Origin of the sequence: Leclercia sp. LTM14 (assembly GCF_023736175.1) — a bacterium.
GTDB lineage: Bacteria > Pseudomonadota > Gammaproteobacteria > Enterobacterales > Enterobacteriaceae > Enterobacter > Enterobacter barmai.
In genome coordinates, this window is sequence record NZ_JAIKTT010000006.1 from 144,708 (window position 1) to 161,318 (window position 16,611).

A 16,611-nucleotide genomic window follows, 5' to 3' on the forward strand; every position below is an offset into this window, starting at 1 on the left:
TGCGGAGACAGGACAATGAAACTCGAATTCTCAGTTTATCGTTATAACCCGGATGTAGATGACGCTCCGCATATGCAGGATTACACCCTGGAAGCGGAAGAAGGCCGTGACATGATGCTGCTGGATGCTTTAATGCAGCTGAAAGAAAAGGATCCGACACTGTCATTCCGTCGTTCCTGCCGTGAAGGGGTATGTGGCTCCGACGGTCTGAACATGAATGGCAAAAACGGTCTGGCCTGTATCACCCCGATTTCGGCGCTTAACCGTCCGGGACAGAAGATTGTTATCCGTCCTCTGCCAGGCCTGCCGGTCGTGCGCGATTTGGTGGTGGACATGGGGCAATTCTATGCACAATATGAGAAGATTAAGCCTTACTTGTTGAATAATGGGCAAAATCCACCCGCTCGCGAGCATTTACAGTCGCCAGAGCAACGTGAAAAACTCGATGGCCTGTATGAGTGTATTCTTTGTGCATGTTGTTCGACCTCTTGCCCGTCGTTCTGGTGGAACCCGGACAAGTTTATCGGCCCGGCTGGCCTGCTGGCAGCGTATCGCTTCCTGATTGACAGCCGCGATACCGAAACCGACAACCGCCTGGAAGGGCTGAGTGATGCTTTCAGCGTATTCCGCTGCCACAGCATCATGAACTGCGTCAGTGTATGTCCTAAGGGGCTGAACCCGACGCGCGCTATCGGCCACATTAAGTCGATGTTGTTGCAGCGCAGTGCGTAAGTAACACGAGGGGGCGCTGTTCCCCTCACCCTAACCCTCTCCCCAAAGGGGAGAGGGGATGGAATGCAGAAACCTTTAAAAACTGCCCTGAAGTTTAGACAGTTTCTAAAGGTTCCTTCGCGAGCCGCTATATAGAGAAGAGCTCGCAGGTGAACCCCGGCACGTACACGTGGTGTGCGTGGTAGTTTCTACGGCGAAATAAGCATAAAAATGCTTAAGGGATCACGATGCAGAACGGCGCAATGAAAGCCTGGCTGGACTCTTCATTCCTCTCTGGTGCAAACCAAAGCTGGATTGAACAGCTCTATGAAGACTTCTTAACCGACCCTGACTCAGTGGACGCTAACTGGCGTTCCATGTTCCAGGAGTTACCTGGAACGGGTGTCAAACCGGATCAATTTCATTCCAAAACACGTGATTATTTCCGTCGTCTGGCGAAGGATGCCTCACGTTACTCTTCCGCTATCTCCGACCCTGACACCAATGCAAAGCAGGTTAAAGTCCTGCAGCTGATTAACGCCTATCGTTTCCGTGGCCACCAGCATGCGAATCTGGATCCGCTGGGACTGTGGCAGCAAGAGCGTGTGGCCGATCTCGACCCGGCTTATCACGACCTTACCGAAGCAGATTTCCAGGAAACCTTCAACGTCGGCTCTTTCGCTATTGGCAAAGACACGATGAAGCTGGGCGATCTGCTGGAAGCGCTGAAGCAAACTTACTGCGGCTCCATCGGCGCAGAGTACATGCACATCACCTCAACCGAAGAGAAACGCTGGATCCAGCAGCGTATTGAATCCGTTGCCGGTAAATCCACCTTCAATGCCGAAGAGAAAAAACGCTTCCTGAGCGAACTGACCGCAGCAGAAGGCCTGGAGCGCTACCTCGGGGCTAAATTCCCGGGTGCAAAACGCTTCTCGCTGGAAGGCGGTGATGCGCTGGTGCCGATGCTGAAAGAGCTGATCCGCCACGCGGGCAACAGCGGTACCCGTGAAGTGGTACTGGGCATGGCGCACCGTGGTCGTCTGAACGTGCTGATCAACGTGCTGGGCAAAAAGCCGCAGGATCTGTTCGACGAATTCGCGGGCAAACATAAAGAACACCTCGGTACCGGTGACGTGAAGTACCACATGGGCTTCTCATCGGATATCGAAACCCAGGGCGGCCTGGTGCACATGGCGCTGGCGTTTAACCCGTCGCACCTTGAGATCGTCAGCCCGGTGGTTATCGGCTCCGTACGTGCGCGTCTGGATCGTCTGGACGAGCCAAGCAGCAACAAAGTTCTGCCAATCACCATTCATGGCGATGCGGCGATCACCGGTCAGGGCGTGGTTCAGGAAACACTGAACATGTCCAAAGCGCGTGGTTACGAAGTGGGCGGTACCGTTCGCATCGTGATCAACAACCAGGTGGGCTTCACCACCTCTAACCCGCTGGACGCGCGTTCTACGCCATACTGCACCGACATCGGTAAGATGGTACAGGCGCCAATCTTCCACGTTAACGCGGATGACCCGGAAGCCGTTGCTTTCGTTACCCGCCTGGCGCTGGACTTCCGTAACACCTTCAAGCGTGACGTGCTGATCGACCTGTTCTGCTACCGTCGTCATGGCCATAACGAAGCGGACGAGCCAAGTGCAACCCAGCCGCTGATGTACCAGAAAATCAAAAAGCATCCGACCCCGCGCAAAATCTACGCTGACAAACTGGAAGCGGAGAAGATTGTTGCCCTGGAAGATGCTACCGAGATGGTTAATCTTTACCGCGACGCGCTGGATGCCGGCGAATGCGTGGTGAAAGAACTGCGTCCGATGAACATGCACTCCTTTACCTGGTCGCCGTACCTCAACCACGAGTGGGATGAGAGCTACCCGAACAAGGTCGAGATGAAGCGTCTGCAGGAGCTGGCAAAACGCATCAGCACCGTACCAGAAGCGATCGAGATGCAGTCCCGCGTACAGAAAATCTACTCTGACCGTCAGGCGATGGCGGCAGGCGAGAAGCTGTTCGACTGGGGCGGCGCAGAAAACCTGGCGTACGCAACGCTGGTTGATGAAGGCATTCCGGTACGTCTGTCCGGTGAAGATGCCGGTCGTGGCACCTTCTTCCACCGTCATGCGGTGATTCATAACCAGACCAACGGTTCTACTTACACCCCGCTGCAGCACGTGCATAACGGCCAGGGCCAGTTCAAGGTCTGGGACTCCGTGCTGTCAGAAGAAGCGGTCCTGGCGTTTGAATACGGTTACGCCACGGCAGAACCCCGTACCCTGACCATCTGGGAAGCGCAGTTCGGCGACTTCGCCAACGGTGCGCAGGTGGTTATCGACCAGTTCATCTCCTCTGGCGAGCAGAAGTGGGGCCGTATGTGTGGCCTGGTGATGCTGCTGCCACACGGTTACGAAGGGCAGGGCCCGGAGCACTCCTCCGCGCGTCTGGAGCGTTATCTGCAACTCTGCGCCGAGCAGAACATGCAGGTTTGCGTCCCGTCTACCCCGGCACAGGTTTATCACATGCTGCGTCGTCAGGCGCTGCGCGGGATGCGCCGTCCGCTGGTGGTGATGTCACCGAAATCGCTGCTGCGTCACCCGCTGGCAGTCTCCACCCTGGATGAACTGGCGAACGGCACCTTCCTGCCGGCGATTGGCGAAATTGACGAGCTGGATCCACAGGCGGTTAAACGCGTGGTGATGTGTTCTGGTAAGGTTTACTACGACCTGCTGGAACAGCGCCGTAAGAACGACCAGAAAGATGTCGCCATCGTGCGTATCGAACAGCTTTATCCGTTCCCGCATCAGGCGATGCAGGAAGTGCTGAAACAATATGCTCACGTACATGATTTTGTCTGGTGCCAGGAAGAGCCGCTCAACCAGGGCGCATGGTACTGCAGCCAGCATCATTTCCGTGAAGTGATTCCATTTGGGTCTGCCCTGCGTTACGCAGGTCGCCCGGCCTCCGCCTCTCCGGCGGTAGGGTATATGTCCGTTCACCAGAAGCAGCAACAAGATCTGGTCAATGACGCGCTGAACGTCGATTAATTAAAGGATACATAATGAGTAGCGTAGATATTCTTGTTCCCGACCTGCCTGAGTCTGTAGCAGATGCGACCGTCGCCACCTGGCACAAAAAACCGGGCGATGCCGTTAAGCGCGACGAAGTGCTGGTAGAAATCGAAACTGACAAAGTGGTACTGGAAGTACCGGCTTCGGCGGATGGTGTTCTAGATGCCGTACTGGAAGATGAAGGGACAACCGTCACTTCTCGCCAGATCCTTGGTCGCCTGCGTGAAGGCAACAGCGCAGGTAAAGAGTCCAGCGCGAAATCTGAAGAGAAAGCCTCTACTCCAGCGCAGCGCCAGCAGGCCTCCCTGGAAGAGCAGTCTAACGACGCGCTCAGCCCGGCGATCCGTCGCCTGCTGGCTGAACACAACCTCGACGCGGCTGCCATTAAAGGCACCGGCGTTGGCGGTCGTCTGACCCGTGAAGACGTTGAAAAACATCTGGCTAAAGCGCCAGCTGCGCCGGAAGCAAAAGCCCCGGCAGCCGCACCAGCAGCACAGCCTGCTCTGGGCGCCCGTAGCGAAAAACGCGTGCCGATGACCCGCCTGCGTAAGCGTGTGGCCGAGCGTCTGCTGGAAGCGAAAAACTCCACCGCAATGCTGACCACCTTCAACGAAGTGAACATGAAGCCAATCATGGACCTGCGTAAGCAGTACGGTGACGCGTTTGAAAAACGTCACGGTATCCGTCTGGGCTTTATGTCCTTCTACGTGAAAGCGGTTGTTGAAGCGCTGAAACGCTACCCGGAAGTGAACGCGTCCATCGATGGCGATGACGTGGTTTATCACAACTACTTCGACGTGAGCATGGCCGTTTCTACCCCACGCGGCCTGGTGACCCCGGTTCTGCGTGATGTGGACACCCTGGGCATGGCTGACATCGAGAAGAACATTAAAGAGCTGGCAGTGAAAGGCCGTGACGGCAAGCTGACCGTCGACGACCTGACCGGCGGTAACTTCACCATTACCAACGGCGGCGTATTCGGTTCCCTGATGTCTACTCCGATCATCAACCCACCGCAGAGCGCGATCCTTGGCATGCACGCCATCAAAGATCGTCCGATGGCGGTTGACGGTAAAGTTGAGATCCTGCCGATGATGTATCTGGCGCTCTCCTACGATCACCGTCTGATCGACGGCCGCGAGTCCGTGGGCTTCCTGGTCGCCATTAAAGAGCTGCTGGAAGATCCAACTCGTCTGCTGCTGGACGTTTAGTTTTTAGCCGTACTGCCCGGCGGCGCTTTGTCTGCCGGGCCTACAAAAGCATGACCTAACGATTACCCTGAAGGATGGATAGAACACATGAACTTACATGAATATCAGGCAAAACAGCTGTTTGCCCGGTATGGCTTACCGGCTCCGGTGGGTTATGCCTGCAATACCCCTCGTGAAGCAGAAGAAGCCGCCTCTAAAATCGGTGCGGGTCCTTGGGTAGTAAAATGTCAGGTTCACGCTGGCGGCCGCGGTAAAGCGGGCGGTGTGAAGGTTGTTAACAGCAAAGAAGAGATCCGTGCCTTTGCTGAACATTGGCTTGGCAAACGTCTGGTGACCTATCAAACAGACGCGGGCGGCCAGCCGGTTAACCAGATCCTGGTTGAAGCGGCAACCGATATTGCAAAAGAACTGTACCTCGGCGCAGTCGTAGACCGTAGCTCCCGTCGCGTGGTGTTTATGGCCTCTACCGAAGGCGGCGTGGAAATCGAAAAAGTGGCGGAAGAGACCCCGCACCTGATCCACAAAGTCGCTATCGATCCGCTGGCGGGCCCAATGCCTTACCAGGGTCGTGAGCTGGCATTCAAACTGGGTCTGGAAGGCAAACTGGTGCAGCAATTCACCAAGATCTTCATGGGCCTGGCAACTATCTTCCTGGAGCGCGACCTGGCGCTGATCGAAATCAACCCGCTGGTCATCACTAAGCAGGGCGATCTGATCTGCCTCGACGGCAAACTGGGCGCTGACGGCAACGCGCTGTTCCGCCAGGCTGACCTGCGCGAAATGCGCGACCAGTCTCAGGAAGATCCACGTGAAGCGCAGGCTGCACAGTGGGAACTGAACTACGTAGCACTCGATGGCAACATCGGCTGCATGGTTAACGGTGCGGGCCTGGCAATGGGCACCATGGACATCGTTAAACTGCACGGCGGCGAGCCGGCAAACTTCCTGGATGTGGGCGGCGGTGCAACCAAAGAGCGCGTGACCGAAGCATTCAAAATCATCCTCTCCGATGACAATGTGAAAGCCGTTCTGGTTAACATCTTCGGCGGTATCGTACGTTGCGACCTGATCGCTGACGGTATCATCGGCGCGGTAGAAGAAGTGGGCGTGAACGTCCCGGTTGTTGTCCGTCTGGAAGGTAACAACGCTGAACTCGGCGCGAAAAAACTGGCTGACAGCGGCCTGAATATTATTGCAGCGAAAAGTCTGACGGATGCAGCTCAGCAGGTTGTTGCCGCAGTGGAGGGGAAATAATGTCCGTTTTAATTAATAAAGATACCAAGGTTATCTGCCAGGGCTTCACCGGTAGCCAGGGTTCATTCCACTCTGAGCAGGCGATTGCTTACGGAACGCAGATGGTTGGCGGCGTAACCCCAGGTAAAGGCGGCACCACGCACCTGGGCCTGCCAGTGTTCAACACCGTACGTGAAGCGGTAGAAGCGACTGGCGCAACTGCCACCGTGATCTACGTTCCGGCTCCGTTCTGCAAAGACTCCATCCTGGAAGCGATCGACGCAGGCATCAAACTGATCATCACCATCACCGAAGGTATCCCGACGCTGGATATGCTGACCGTGAAGGTGAAGCTGGACGAAGCGGGCGTGCGCATGATCGGACCAAACTGCCCGGGCGTGATCACCCCAGGCGAATGCAAAATCGGCATCATGCCGGGCCACATTCATAAGCCGGGCAAAGTGGGTATCGTCTCCCGTTCCGGTACCCTGACCTATGAAGCGGTTAAGCAGACCACCGACTACGGTTTCGGCCAGTCCACCTGTGTGGGCATCGGCGGCGACCCAATCCCGGGCTCTAACTTCATCGACATCCTGAAGCTGTTCCAGGAAGACCCGCAGACTGAAGCGATCGTCATGATCGGTGAAATCGGCGGTAGCGCGGAAGAAGAAGCGGCTGCTTACATCAAAGATCACGTGACCAAGCCAGTGGTTGGCTACATCGCGGGTGTCACCGCGCCGAAAGGCAAGCGTATGGGCCACGCAGGCGCCATCATCGCGGGCGGTAAAGGTACTGCGGACGAGAAATTCGCAGCGCTGGAAGCAGCAGGCGTGAAAACCGTTCGCAGCCTGGCTGACATCGGTGAAGCACTGAAATCCATCATTAAGTAAATCCTCTCTGCTCCCCGTGCGGGGAGCTTTGACATAATAAATGTCCGTTTCGACATGGTTGGCCATCGTAAGATGGCCTTTTTTATTGCCTGCGCCGGGCCACCAGCGTGAATTTATAGTCGTCAGTGTTAAATACGTTGCGGCTGTATTCGAACACCCGACCATCTTTCAAAAATCCACGAGATATTTTCTCCAGGATCGGTTTTGCCGGATCGAGCCCCAGCGTGGCGATCGCCTCCTGTGATGGCATGATCGGCACCAGCTCCTGCTCGCTGCGATCGATAACCATCTTTTTGATCTGCTCAATGTAGTGGTATTTGGAGTTCTCCATCACTTCCCAGGTGAGGTCAGGGAACATGGTGAGAGGCATCCATGTCTCTTCAAGGTTGACCGGTTTTTGCTTAATGAAGCGCACGCGCTTGACGTGCCAGACCTTGTCATCCGGACTAAGGGCTAATTTCGCGGCCAGTTTCGCGTCCGCCTTCACCACTTCGAAGATGGTGACATCGCTGTGCGTATCGACGTTGCGATCCGCCAGTTTTTCGTAAAAGCCGGTGAGCTGATAAATGTCGTAATTGACGCGCTCTTCTTTTACATAGGAGCCGCTGCCCTGAATGCTTTCGATGATCTGCTCATCGGCGAGCAGTTTTAAAGCCTGCCGCACGGTAACCCGACTAACGTTAAACGCCTCCTGAAGGCTGGATTCTGTCGGCAATGCGTCGCCGGGTTTTAACTCGCCGGCGTTAATTTTCTCGCGGAACGCATCGGCTATCTGCCGGTACATCGGTTTATTACCCATTTTGTTATGCCTGTTTAATACCATTACCCGGAATTATGCCTTTAGCGGACAAGTTGTAAATAATACAAATAAAATACAAATTGTGATTGTTAGTGAAAGTGATCACATAAATGTATTATCTGTTCTGCCAGAATTCACGTCAGACAATAACAACGTAAGGGTAAGGATCTTTATGAACCTGACAACTCTGACTGATTACCGTGCTGTCTGCGTGCAGGCACAGTTTACTGACCGCGATCGCGCCATCCACGAGCTCGCGATGCGACTGGTAGATCTGGGTAAAATTAGTGACGCGGATGCTTTTCTGGCGGAGGTTATCCATCGGGAATCACTTGGCCCGACCGCGCTGGGAGAAGGGCTGGCTGTGCCGCATGGCAAATCGGCAGCCGTGAAAGAAGCAGCCTTTGCCGTGGCAACCCTCAGCGAACCGCTGGAATGGGAAGGGGTGGACGGTCCGGAGAATGTGGAGCTGATTTTTCTGCTCGCCATTCCTCCTGCTGAAGCCGGGTCAACGCATATTGGGATACTGACGGAGCTGACGTCTCGCCTGGCGAATGATGCTCTGCGGGCACGCATGATGGCGTCCACGACGGCAGAAGAGTTGCTGGCCGCGCTGGACGATACGCCGCAGGCTGAGGAGAGCGCAGTATCATCCAGTGCAGCGACCATCGTCTGCGTGACGGCTTGTCCGGCAGGGATCGCCCATACCTATATGGCAGCGGAATATCTCGAAAAAGCCGGGCGTAAGCTGGGCGTAAACCTGGTGGTTGAAAAGCAGGGCGCGAACGGCATTGAAGGGCGTATTACTCCTTCGCAGTTGCAGGATGCAAAAGCGTGCATCTTTGCCGCCGAGGTGGCAATTAAAGAGAGCGAGCGCTTTGAAGGCATCCCCACCATTTCCGTTCCCGTTGCGGAACCCCTGCGCCACGCTGAAGCCTTAATTGAGCGTGCGCTGGCATTAAAGCCTGCTTCCGGTGAGCGCCAGGCGCAGGTTGAAACCGAAGCTAAAAAGAGTGTCAAAACAGAACTCAAGCAGGCGCTCCTCAGCGGTATCTCCTTTGCGGTACCGCTGATTGTCGCGGGAGGCACAGTGCTGGCCGTGTCGGTTCTGCTGGCACAAATTCTCGGTCTGCAGCACCTGTTTGATCAGGAAAACTCATGGCTGTGGATGTACCGCAAACTGGGCGGCGGCATGCTGGGCATATTGATGGTGCCCGTCCTTGCGGCCTATACCGCCTACTCGCTGGCGGATAAACCGGCTCTGGCACCCGGCTTTGCTGCGGGTCTTGCCGCCAATATGATCGGCTCTGGTTTTCTGGGCGCTATCGCAGGGGGGCTTATCGCGGGCTACCTGATGCGCTGGGTGAAGCATCACATCCGTCTGAGTAACCGCTACAACGGCTTTTTAACCTTCTATCTCTATCCGGTGCTCGGCGTGCTGGGTGCCGGTAGCCTGATGTTGTTTGTGATCGGTGAACCGGTGGCCTGGCTCAATAACTCGCTTACCGCCTGGCTGAATGGTCTGTCCGGTGCGAATGCGTTGTTGCTGGGGGCTATTCTCGGCTTTATGTGTTCATTCGATTTGGGCGGACCGGTTAACAAAGCCTCTTATGCGTTCTGCCTGGGGGCGATGGCCAACGGAGTCTATGGTCCCTATGCGATCTTTGCCTCCGTCAAAATGGTCTCGGCCTTCACCGTGACGGCCTCAACGATGCTGGCACCGAAACTGTTTAAACAGTTCGAAATTGAAACCGGTAAATCAACCTGGCTGCTGGGGCTGGCGGGCATCACCGAAGGGGCCATTCCGATGGCGATTGAAGATCCTTTCCGGGTGATAGGCTCGTTTGTTCTGGGCTCAATGGTGACAGGGGCGACGATCGGTGCGATGGGTATCGGGTTGTCCACGCCGGGTGCAGGCATTTTCTCCCTCTTTTTACTCCACGATGCCGGGCTTGGCGGTGTGATAGCCGCAGCGGGCTGGCTTGGTGCGGCACTATTGGGTACGGCAATCTCCACGCTCATTTTACTGCTCTGGCGGCGTCAGGCGGTGAAGAGCGGCCAGTATGTGACTCAGGACATCGCATCTTAAACACTCACTAACAGGAAACGAAGATGAAAGCTGTATCTCGCGTTCATATCACGCCACATATGCACTGGGACCGTGAGTGGTACTTCACCACCGAAGAGTCGCGTATTCTTCTGGTCAATAATATGGAGGAAATCCTCACGCGTCTTGAACAGGATGCGGAGTATAAATTCTACGTACTCGACGGTCAGACGGCGGTGCTGGAAGATTATTTTGCGGTTAAACCGGAAAACAGATCCCGCGTGAAAGCGCTGGTTAAAGCCGGAAAACTCATTATCGGACCCTGGTATACCCAGACGGATACCACCCTTGTTTCCGGCGAATCTATCGTTCGTAATCTGATGTACGGCATCCGTGACTGCATGGCTTTTGGCGAGCCAATGAAAATTGGTTATCTACCAGACTCCTTCGGCATGTCCTCCCAGCTGCCGCACATTTATAACGGCTTCGGCATTACACGCACCCTGTTCTGGCGTGGCTGTTCCGAACGTCACGGCACCGATAAAACGGAGTTTCTGTGGCAGAGCCAGGACGGCAGTGAGGTCACGGCGCAGGTGCTACCGCTGGGCTACGCGATTGGTAAGTACTTACCGGAGGATGAGAGCGGGCTGCGTAAACGCCTCGACGCTTACTTTGATGTACTGGAAAAAGCCTCCGTGACGAAAGAGATTTTACTGCCTAACGGTCACGATCAAATGCCGCTGCAGCAGAACATTTTTGCAGTGATGGATAAACTCGTGAAATCTACCCGCAGCGTAAATTTGTCATGAGTCGGTTTGAGGAGGTGTTTGACCATATCGACGCACACCGCGATGAACTGGCGACGCTGAAAGGGGAGTTTATTGACGGTAAATACATGCGCGTACACCGGACCATCGGCTCCATGCGAATGGATATCAAAATTGCCCACGCCCGTATAGAGAATAAAATCGTCAACATCCTTGAGCCGCTGGCGACGCTTGCCTGGACGTTGGGGTTTGAGTACCACCACGGTTTGCTGGAAAAGATGTGGAAAGAGATCCTCAAAAATCACGCTCACGACAGTATTGGCTGCTGCTGTAGTGACAAAGTGCATCGTGAGATTATGTCCCGTTTTGAGCTGGCCGAGGATATGGCCGACAACCTGACTCGCTTTTATATGCGCAAGATTGTCGACAACATGCCGAAAACGGAAGAAGACAAACTGGTGATGTTCAACCTGACGCCCTGGCCGCGTGAGGAAGTGATTAACACCACGATACGTCTGCGCGCCAGCCAGTTCCGCCTGCTCGATGACAAAGGCAATGAGATCCCCTATTTCCTCCGCTGCGCGCGTGAAATCGACCCCGGGCTGATCGACCGCCAGATTGTGCATTACGGAAATTACGATCCCTTCATGGAATTTGACATCCAGATCAGCCAGATCCTGCCCTCCATGGGCTACCGAACGCTCTACATTGAAGCGCATGCAGCCGGTAAGGTGCTTGCGCCTGGTAAACTCCCCGAGGCGTTACTGGAAAATGCGTTCTGGCAAATAACCTTAAATGACGATGGTACCCTGCGACTGCTCGACAAAGAGTCCGGGCTAATTTATGACCGTGCGCTGGAAATTGAAGAGAGTTCTGATGATGGAGACGAGTACGATTACTCGCCGTCACGCGAGGAGTGGAGGCTCACTTCAGCTCACGCAGAGCATAATGTCGAGGTGATCCATGAAGCCTGGCAGAGCAGGGCGGTGCTCCACTATCGTATGGCCATTCCGGCGAATCTGAAGGAACGATCCGCGCGCCAGCAAACGGGCTCTCTCAGCGCTGAAATGACCATTACGCTGAGCCACAACAGCCGGCGTATCGACGTTGAGGTGCATCTGGACAATCAGGCGGATGACCACCGCATTCGGGTCCTCATCCCAACCCCATTCGTGACGGACGAAGTCTTAGCCGATACCCAGTTTGGTTCTCTGACGCGTCCCGTACATGATGAAGCGATGGCAAACTGGCAGGAAGATGGGTGGAAAGAAGCGCCGGTGCCGGTGTGGAATCTGCTCAATTATGCGGTGCTTCATGAAAGACGTAACGGCATAGCGCTTTTCACCGAGGGACTTCGCGAATTCGAAATAACGGGTGAGCGTCAAAAAACCTTTGCCCTGACGTTGCTGCGTGGCGTGGGGGTGCTTGGAAAAGAGGATTTACTCCTTCGTCCAGGCAGACCGTCAGGGATCAAAATGCCGGTGCCTGATTCCCAGATGCGCGGTCGGTTAATCTGTCGCTTTAGCCTGATGAGTTTTAATGGTACGCCCGTAAGTACAGGCATCGCCCAGCAGGCGAAGGCATGGCTTACTCCCGTGCACTGTTATAACAAGATCCCCTGGGACGCAATGAAACTCAACAGCGTAACCTTTACGACGCCGGGTAGCTATAGCCTGTTAACGCTGGCGCCGAATGAGTGTGTGCTCAGCGCGCTTAAAAAGGCTGAAGATCGTGACGAAATGATTATTCGTCTGTACAACCCGTCGGAGACCCACTCCTGCAATGTTGCTTTATCCTTGAATCGCGCGATTAATACGTGTTTTGAGACGGACATGAATGAGCGAATCAATGCACTGAATCAGGAGGGAAGGGGCATTGTCGGGGCGTTCAGACCAGGACAGTCGCGAACATTTAGCGTTAAAATAGAGAAATAACGCGCAACATACTGGAAGGCTGCAGACACTGTGGCCTTTATTCATCAAATAGTCACACAGTGGTGTTAATTTAAAGTTTCTTAAAGTGAAGGAAGTGTAATTTCGCGAATAACAGAGTAATAAAAAAATACTGTGAGGCGCATAACACTCTATACTTATTTGCCTCCAAACCTTCTTTTCTCTTTCTGCGTTAATAAAAATCACATCTGCTTATATTATCCCCTGTCTTTTATAACTAATAACACCCCTTATATACATATTTTTAACATGGATTTTACTATCGCTCTCACAAGTACACATCTTTAACAGCTGTGTTTGTTTGTTGATTTAAATCAATGTTTAATCCTTGGAAATAGGCTCCAAAAAGCGTTAAATTGTTCCGGATCAAAATGGCCGAAAAGTGGTAGTTTTGCTATAAATTGATCACCGTCGAAAAACGTAAATCTGTTTGAATAAAAACCTGTTTATTGTAAGGGTTTTGCAGCGTATTATATTTACGGGATCAATTTGGGTTTTTTTAACGTATTTGTAACCTTACGTCATCAGTTTATCCTCTCTCGGGGTAAAGCGACGATAAAGTTGCGAATAATTTGTATTGGGGCATGCGTGTGAATCCTTATTTAAGGTTTCACTCTCGGAGTCTTCATGCGATGAGCAAGGAGTCATAATGTTAGACGTAGTCGAACTGTCGCGCTTACAGTTTGCCTTGACCGCGATGTACCACTTCCTGTTTGTGCCACTGACGCTCGGTATGGCGTTCCTGCTGGCAATCATGGAAACGGTTTACGTCCTTTCCGGCAAACAGATTTATAAAGATATGACCAAGTTCTGGGGCAAGTTGTTTGGTATCAACTTTGCGCTGGGCGTGGCAACCGGTCTGACCATGGAGTTCCAGTTCGGGACTAACTGGTCTTACTATTCCCACTATGTAGGGGATATCTTCGGTGCGCCGCTGGCCATTGAAGGTCTGATGGCCTTCTTCCTCGAATCCACCTTTGTAGGTCTGTTCTTCTTCGGTTGGGACCGTCTGGGTAAAGTCCAGCATATGGCTGTGACCTGGCTGGTGGCATTAGGCTCTAACCTGTCCGCGCTGTGGATCCTTGTGGCTAACGGCTGGATGCAGAACCCAATCGCGTCTGATTTCAACTTCGAAACCATGCGTATGGAGATGGTCAGCTTCTCCGAGCTGGTGCTGAACCCGGTCGCGCAGGTGAAATTCGTTCACACTGTGGCCTCCGGTTATGTCTGCGGCGCGATGTTCGTGCTGGGCATCAGCGCCTACTACATGCTGCGTGGTCGTGACTTCGCCTTTGCCAAGCGCTCTTTCGCCATCGCGGCGAGCTTCGGTATGGCAGCAATCCTCTCCGTTATCGTGCTGGGTGATGAATCCGGTTACGAAATGGGCGACGTGCAGAAAACCAAACTGGCAGCGATCGAAGCAGAGTGGGAAACCCAGCCTGCACCGGCCGCCTTCACCCTGTTTGGTATTCCCGATCAGGATGCGCAGGAAAACCACTTTGCTATTCAGATCCCTTATGCGCTCGGCATCATTGCCACCCGCTCTGTGGATACGCCGGTTATCGGCCTGAAAGATCTGCTGGTGCAGCATGAAGAGCGTATCCGTAACGGGATGAAAGCTTACACCCTGCTGGAGGAGCTGCGTGCCGGTTCCACCGATCAGTCCGTTCGCGATCAGTTTAACGACGTGAAAAAAGACCTCGGCTATGGCCTGCTGCTGAAGCGCTATACCCCGAACGTCTCTGACGCGACGGAAGAGCAGATCCAGCTGGCGACCAAAGACTCCATTCCACGCGTAGCGCCGCTGTACTTCGCGTTCCGTATTATGGTTGGCTGCGGAATCATCATGCTGTTGATCATCGGCGCCTCCTTCTGGTCGGTCATTCGTAACCGTATCGGTCAGCGTAAATGGCTGCTGCGTGCTGCGCTGTACGGCATCCCGCTGCCATGGATCGCCATCGAATCCGGCTGGTTTGTTGCCGAGTATGGCCGTCAGCCGTGGGCAATCGGTGAGGTACTGCCAACCGCCGTGGCGAACTCATCCCTGACCGCCGGGGATCTGATCTTCTCCATGCTGCTGATTTGTGGTCTGTACACGCTGTTCCTGGTGGCTGAACTGTTCCTGATGTTCAAGTTTGCGCGCCTTGGCCCAAGCAGCCTGAAAACCGGTCGCTACCACTATGAGCAGTCCACCGTGGCTTCTCAGCCGGCACGCTAAGACAGGAGTCGTCAAATGATCGATTATGAAGTATTGCGTTTTATCTGGTGGCTGCTGGTCGGGATCTTACTGATTGGTTTTGCGGTCACTGACGGTTTCGACATGGGGGTGGGCATGCTCACCCGCTTCCTCGGTCGTAATGATACCGAGCGTCGAATTATGATTAACTCCATCGCCCCGCACTGGGATGGTAACCAGGTGTGGCTCATCACCGCAGGCGGCGCGCTGTTTGCTGCCTGGCCGATGGTCTACGCGGCTGCGTTCTCCGGCTTCTATGTGGCGATGATCCTGGTGCTGGCGTCCTTGTTCTTCCGTCCGGTTGGTTTTGACTACCGCTCGAAGATCGAAGACACCCGCTGGCGCAACATGTGGGACTGGGGCATCTTCATCGGGAGCTTCGTGCCGCCGCTGGTAATCGGCGTGGCGTTCGGCAACCTGCTGCAGGGCGTGCCGTTCCACCTCGATGAATACATGCGCCTGTACTACACCGGCAACTTCTTCCAGCTGCTGAATCCGTTCGGTCTGCTGGCGGGCGTGGTCAGCGTGGCGATGATCCTCACTCAGGGTGCAACCTATCTGCAGATGCGTACCGTGGGTGAACTGCACCTGCGCTCCCGCGCGGTATCGCAGATTGCGGCTCTGGTGACGTTGGTTGGCTTCGCGCTGGCAGGTGTTTGGGTCATGTTTGGTATCGACGGTTACGTGGTGACCTCAGCGATTAACCATACTGCGCCATCGAACCCGCTGACTAAAGAAGTGGCTCGTCAGGCTGGCGCCTGGCTGGTGAACTTCAACAACACCCCGGTTCTGTGGGCCATTCCGGCGCTGGGCGTGGTGCTGCCGCTACTGACCCTGCTGACGTCTCGCATGGAAAAAGGCGCACTGGCATTCATCTTCTCTTCACTGACGCTGGCGTGCATTATCCTGACCGCCGGTATCGCGATGTTCCCGTTCGTGATGCCATCCAGCACCATGATGAACGCCAGCCTGACGATGTGGGATGCCACCTCCAGTCAGATGACGCTGAATCTGATGACGTTTGTGGCAGCCGTGTTCGTACCGATCATTCTGGCTTACACCGCATGGTGTTACTGGAAAATGTACGGTCGTATCACGAAAGAACATATCGAAAGCAACACTCACTCTATGTATTAAGGAAGGAGCTGAATATGTGGTATTTCGCATGGATTTTAGGAACGCTTCTGGCCTGTGCATTTGGTGTGATTACCGCCCTGGCGCTTGAGCACGTTGAAGCGTCCAAAGCCGGTGAAGAAAAACACTGATGATCGCTTATCTCTACGCGATCATGGACAAGCGCCCGTTAAGGGCGCTTTCCTTAGTGATGGCTTTACTGCTGGCGGGCTGTATTTTCTGGGATCCGTCGCGCTTCGCGGCGAAGACCAGCGAGCTCGAGATCTGGCACGGTTTTCTTATCATGTGGGCAGTATGCGCTGGGGTGATCCACGGCGTTGGCTTTCGTCCTAAAGCCGTACACTGGCAGGGCATCTTTTGCCCGCTGATCGCTGATGTGGTCCTGCTGATTGGGCTGATTTTCTTTTTCAGCTGAATAAGAATTATCCGTTAAAATTATGGGTCTACCCAGGCCCATAAAAATTTACTCTCCGTTTACTTTCCCCCATTCCAAACCACCATTCCCGCGCGTATAGTAGCGAAGTTCAAAAGCTCTAAACTTTTTTGCATTA

At 54.2% G+C, this 16,611-nt stretch carries 11 protein-coding genes and 1 pseudogene; 11 read left to right on the forward strand and 1 reads right to left on the reverse strand.

From position 1 onward, the window contains the following. Positions 1-15 precede the first annotated feature (15 nt). The 5 genes from sdhB (at position 16) to sucD (ending at position 7,125) form a co-directional block, all read left to right on the forward strand. Positions 16-732, forward strand: coding sequence for a succinate dehydrogenase iron-sulfur subunit SdhB (gene sdhB, locus K5I40_RS14200; RefSeq protein WP_039029333.1), 717 nt, complete (start codon positions 16-18; stop codon positions 730-732). Positions 733-959: 227 nt separating this feature from the next. Then, a complete protein-coding gene (gene sucA, locus K5I40_RS14205; protein WP_039029334.1) occupies positions 960-3,767 on the forward strand; it encodes a 2-oxoglutarate dehydrogenase E1 component in 2,808 nt (935 codons plus the stop codon). Between the two features lie 14 nt (positions 3,768-3,781). Next, on the forward strand, positions 3,782-5,002 hold the full coding sequence (gene odhB, locus K5I40_RS14210; protein ID WP_039029335.1) for a 2-oxoglutarate dehydrogenase complex dihydrolipoyllysine-residue succinyltransferase: 1,221 nt from the start codon (positions 3,782-3,784) through the stop codon (positions 5,000-5,002). 87 nt (positions 5,003-5,089) lie between these two features. Beyond that, positions 5,090-6,256, forward strand: coding sequence for an ADP-forming succinate--CoA ligase subunit beta (sucC, locus tag K5I40_RS14215; RefSeq protein ID WP_032617084.1), 1,167 nt, complete (start codon positions 5,090-5,092; stop codon positions 6,254-6,256). Next, on the forward strand, positions 6,256-7,125 hold the full coding sequence (gene sucD / locus K5I40_RS14220) for a succinate--CoA ligase subunit alpha (RefSeq protein WP_032617085.1): 870 nt from the start codon (positions 6,256-6,258) through the stop codon (positions 7,123-7,125). Before sucC ends, sucD begins: the two co-directional genes overlap by 1 nt. A gap of 82 nt (positions 7,126-7,207) precedes the next feature. On the opposite strand, the gene K5I40_RS14225 is transcribed toward sucD, so the two are convergent. Beyond that, entirely contained in the window at positions 7,208-7,924 is a 717-nt protein-coding gene (locus K5I40_RS14225) for a GntR family transcriptional regulator (protein WP_223074867.1), read from the reverse strand. 172 nt (positions 7,925-8,096) lie between these two features. Between K5I40_RS14225 and mngA the strand changes: the two genes are divergently transcribed. The 6 genes and pseudogenes from mngA (at position 8,097) to ybgE (ending at position 16,475) form a co-directional block, all read left to right on the forward strand. Next, the gene (mngA, locus tag K5I40_RS14230) at positions 8,097-10,013 is read left to right on the forward strand and encodes a PTS 2-O-a-mannosyl-D-glycerate transporter subunit IIABC (RefSeq protein ID WP_223074866.1); all 1,917 of its coding nucleotides are present in this window, start codon (positions 8,097-8,099) and stop codon (positions 10,011-10,013) included. A 23-nt stretch (positions 10,014-10,036) separates the two neighbouring features. Continuing rightward, positions 10,037-12,672 (forward strand): annotated as a pseudogene (gene mngB, locus K5I40_RS14235) (mannosylglycerate hydrolase). Between the two features lie 667 nt (positions 12,673-13,339). Further along, positions 13,340-14,908 (forward strand): cytochrome ubiquinol oxidase subunit I, encoded by a 1,569-nt coding sequence (cydA, locus tag K5I40_RS14240; protein WP_039029339.1) that lies wholly within the window; start codon positions 13,340-13,342, stop codon positions 14,906-14,908. 15 nt (positions 14,909-14,923) lie between these two features. Then, positions 14,924-16,063 (forward strand): cytochrome d ubiquinol oxidase subunit II, encoded by a 1,140-nt coding sequence (gene cydB, locus K5I40_RS14245; RefSeq protein WP_223074864.1) that lies wholly within the window; start codon positions 14,924-14,926, stop codon positions 16,061-16,063. Positions 16,064-16,077: 14 nt separating this feature from the next. Then, positions 16,078-16,191, forward strand: a complete 114-nt coding sequence (cydX, locus tag K5I40_RS14250; protein ID WP_006177208.1) for a cytochrome bd-I oxidase subunit CydX — start codon at positions 16,078-16,080, stop codon at positions 16,189-16,191. Continuing rightward, positions 16,191-16,475, forward strand: coding sequence for a cyd operon protein YbgE (gene ybgE, locus K5I40_RS14255; RefSeq protein WP_039029341.1), 285 nt, complete (start codon positions 16,191-16,193; stop codon positions 16,473-16,475). The genes cydX and ybgE overlap by 1 nt, the downstream gene beginning before the upstream one ends. The last annotated feature ends 136 nt before the right edge of the window (positions 16,476-16,611 follow it).

Coding starts and splice junctions, on each gene's coding strand:
- sucD (WP_032617085.1), top strand. CDS start 6,256: ATGTCCGTTTTAATTAATAAAGATACCAAGGTTATCTGCCAGGGCTTC.
- sdhB (WP_039029333.1), top strand. CDS start 16: ATGAAACTCGAATTCTCAGTTTATCGTTATAACCCGGATGTAGATGAC.
- sucC (WP_032617084.1), top strand. CDS start 5,090: ATGAACTTACATGAATATCAGGCAAAACAGCTGTTTGCCCGGTATGGC.
- K5I40_RS14225 (WP_223074867.1), bottom strand. CDS start 7,924: ATGGGTAATAAACCGATGTACCGGCAGATAGCCGATGCGTTCCGCGAG.
- cydB (WP_223074864.1), top strand. CDS start 14,924: ATGATCGATTATGAAGTATTGCGTTTTATCTGGTGGCTGCTGGTCGGG.
- cydX (WP_006177208.1), top strand. CDS start 16,078: ATGTGGTATTTCGCATGGATTTTAGGAACGCTTCTGGCCTGTGCATTT.
- mngA (WP_223074866.1), top strand. CDS start 8,097: ATGAACCTGACAACTCTGACTGATTACCGTGCTGTCTGCGTGCAGGCA.
- cydA (WP_039029339.1), top strand. CDS start 13,340: ATGTTAGACGTAGTCGAACTGTCGCGCTTACAGTTTGCCTTGACCGCG.
- ybgE (WP_039029341.1), top strand. CDS start 16,191: ATGATCGCTTATCTCTACGCGATCATGGACAAGCGCCCGTTAAGGGCG.
- sucA (WP_039029334.1), top strand. CDS start 960: ATGCAGAACGGCGCAATGAAAGCCTGGCTGGACTCTTCATTCCTCTCT.
- odhB (WP_039029335.1), top strand. CDS start 3,782: ATGAGTAGCGTAGATATTCTTGTTCCCGACCTGCCTGAGTCTGTAGCA.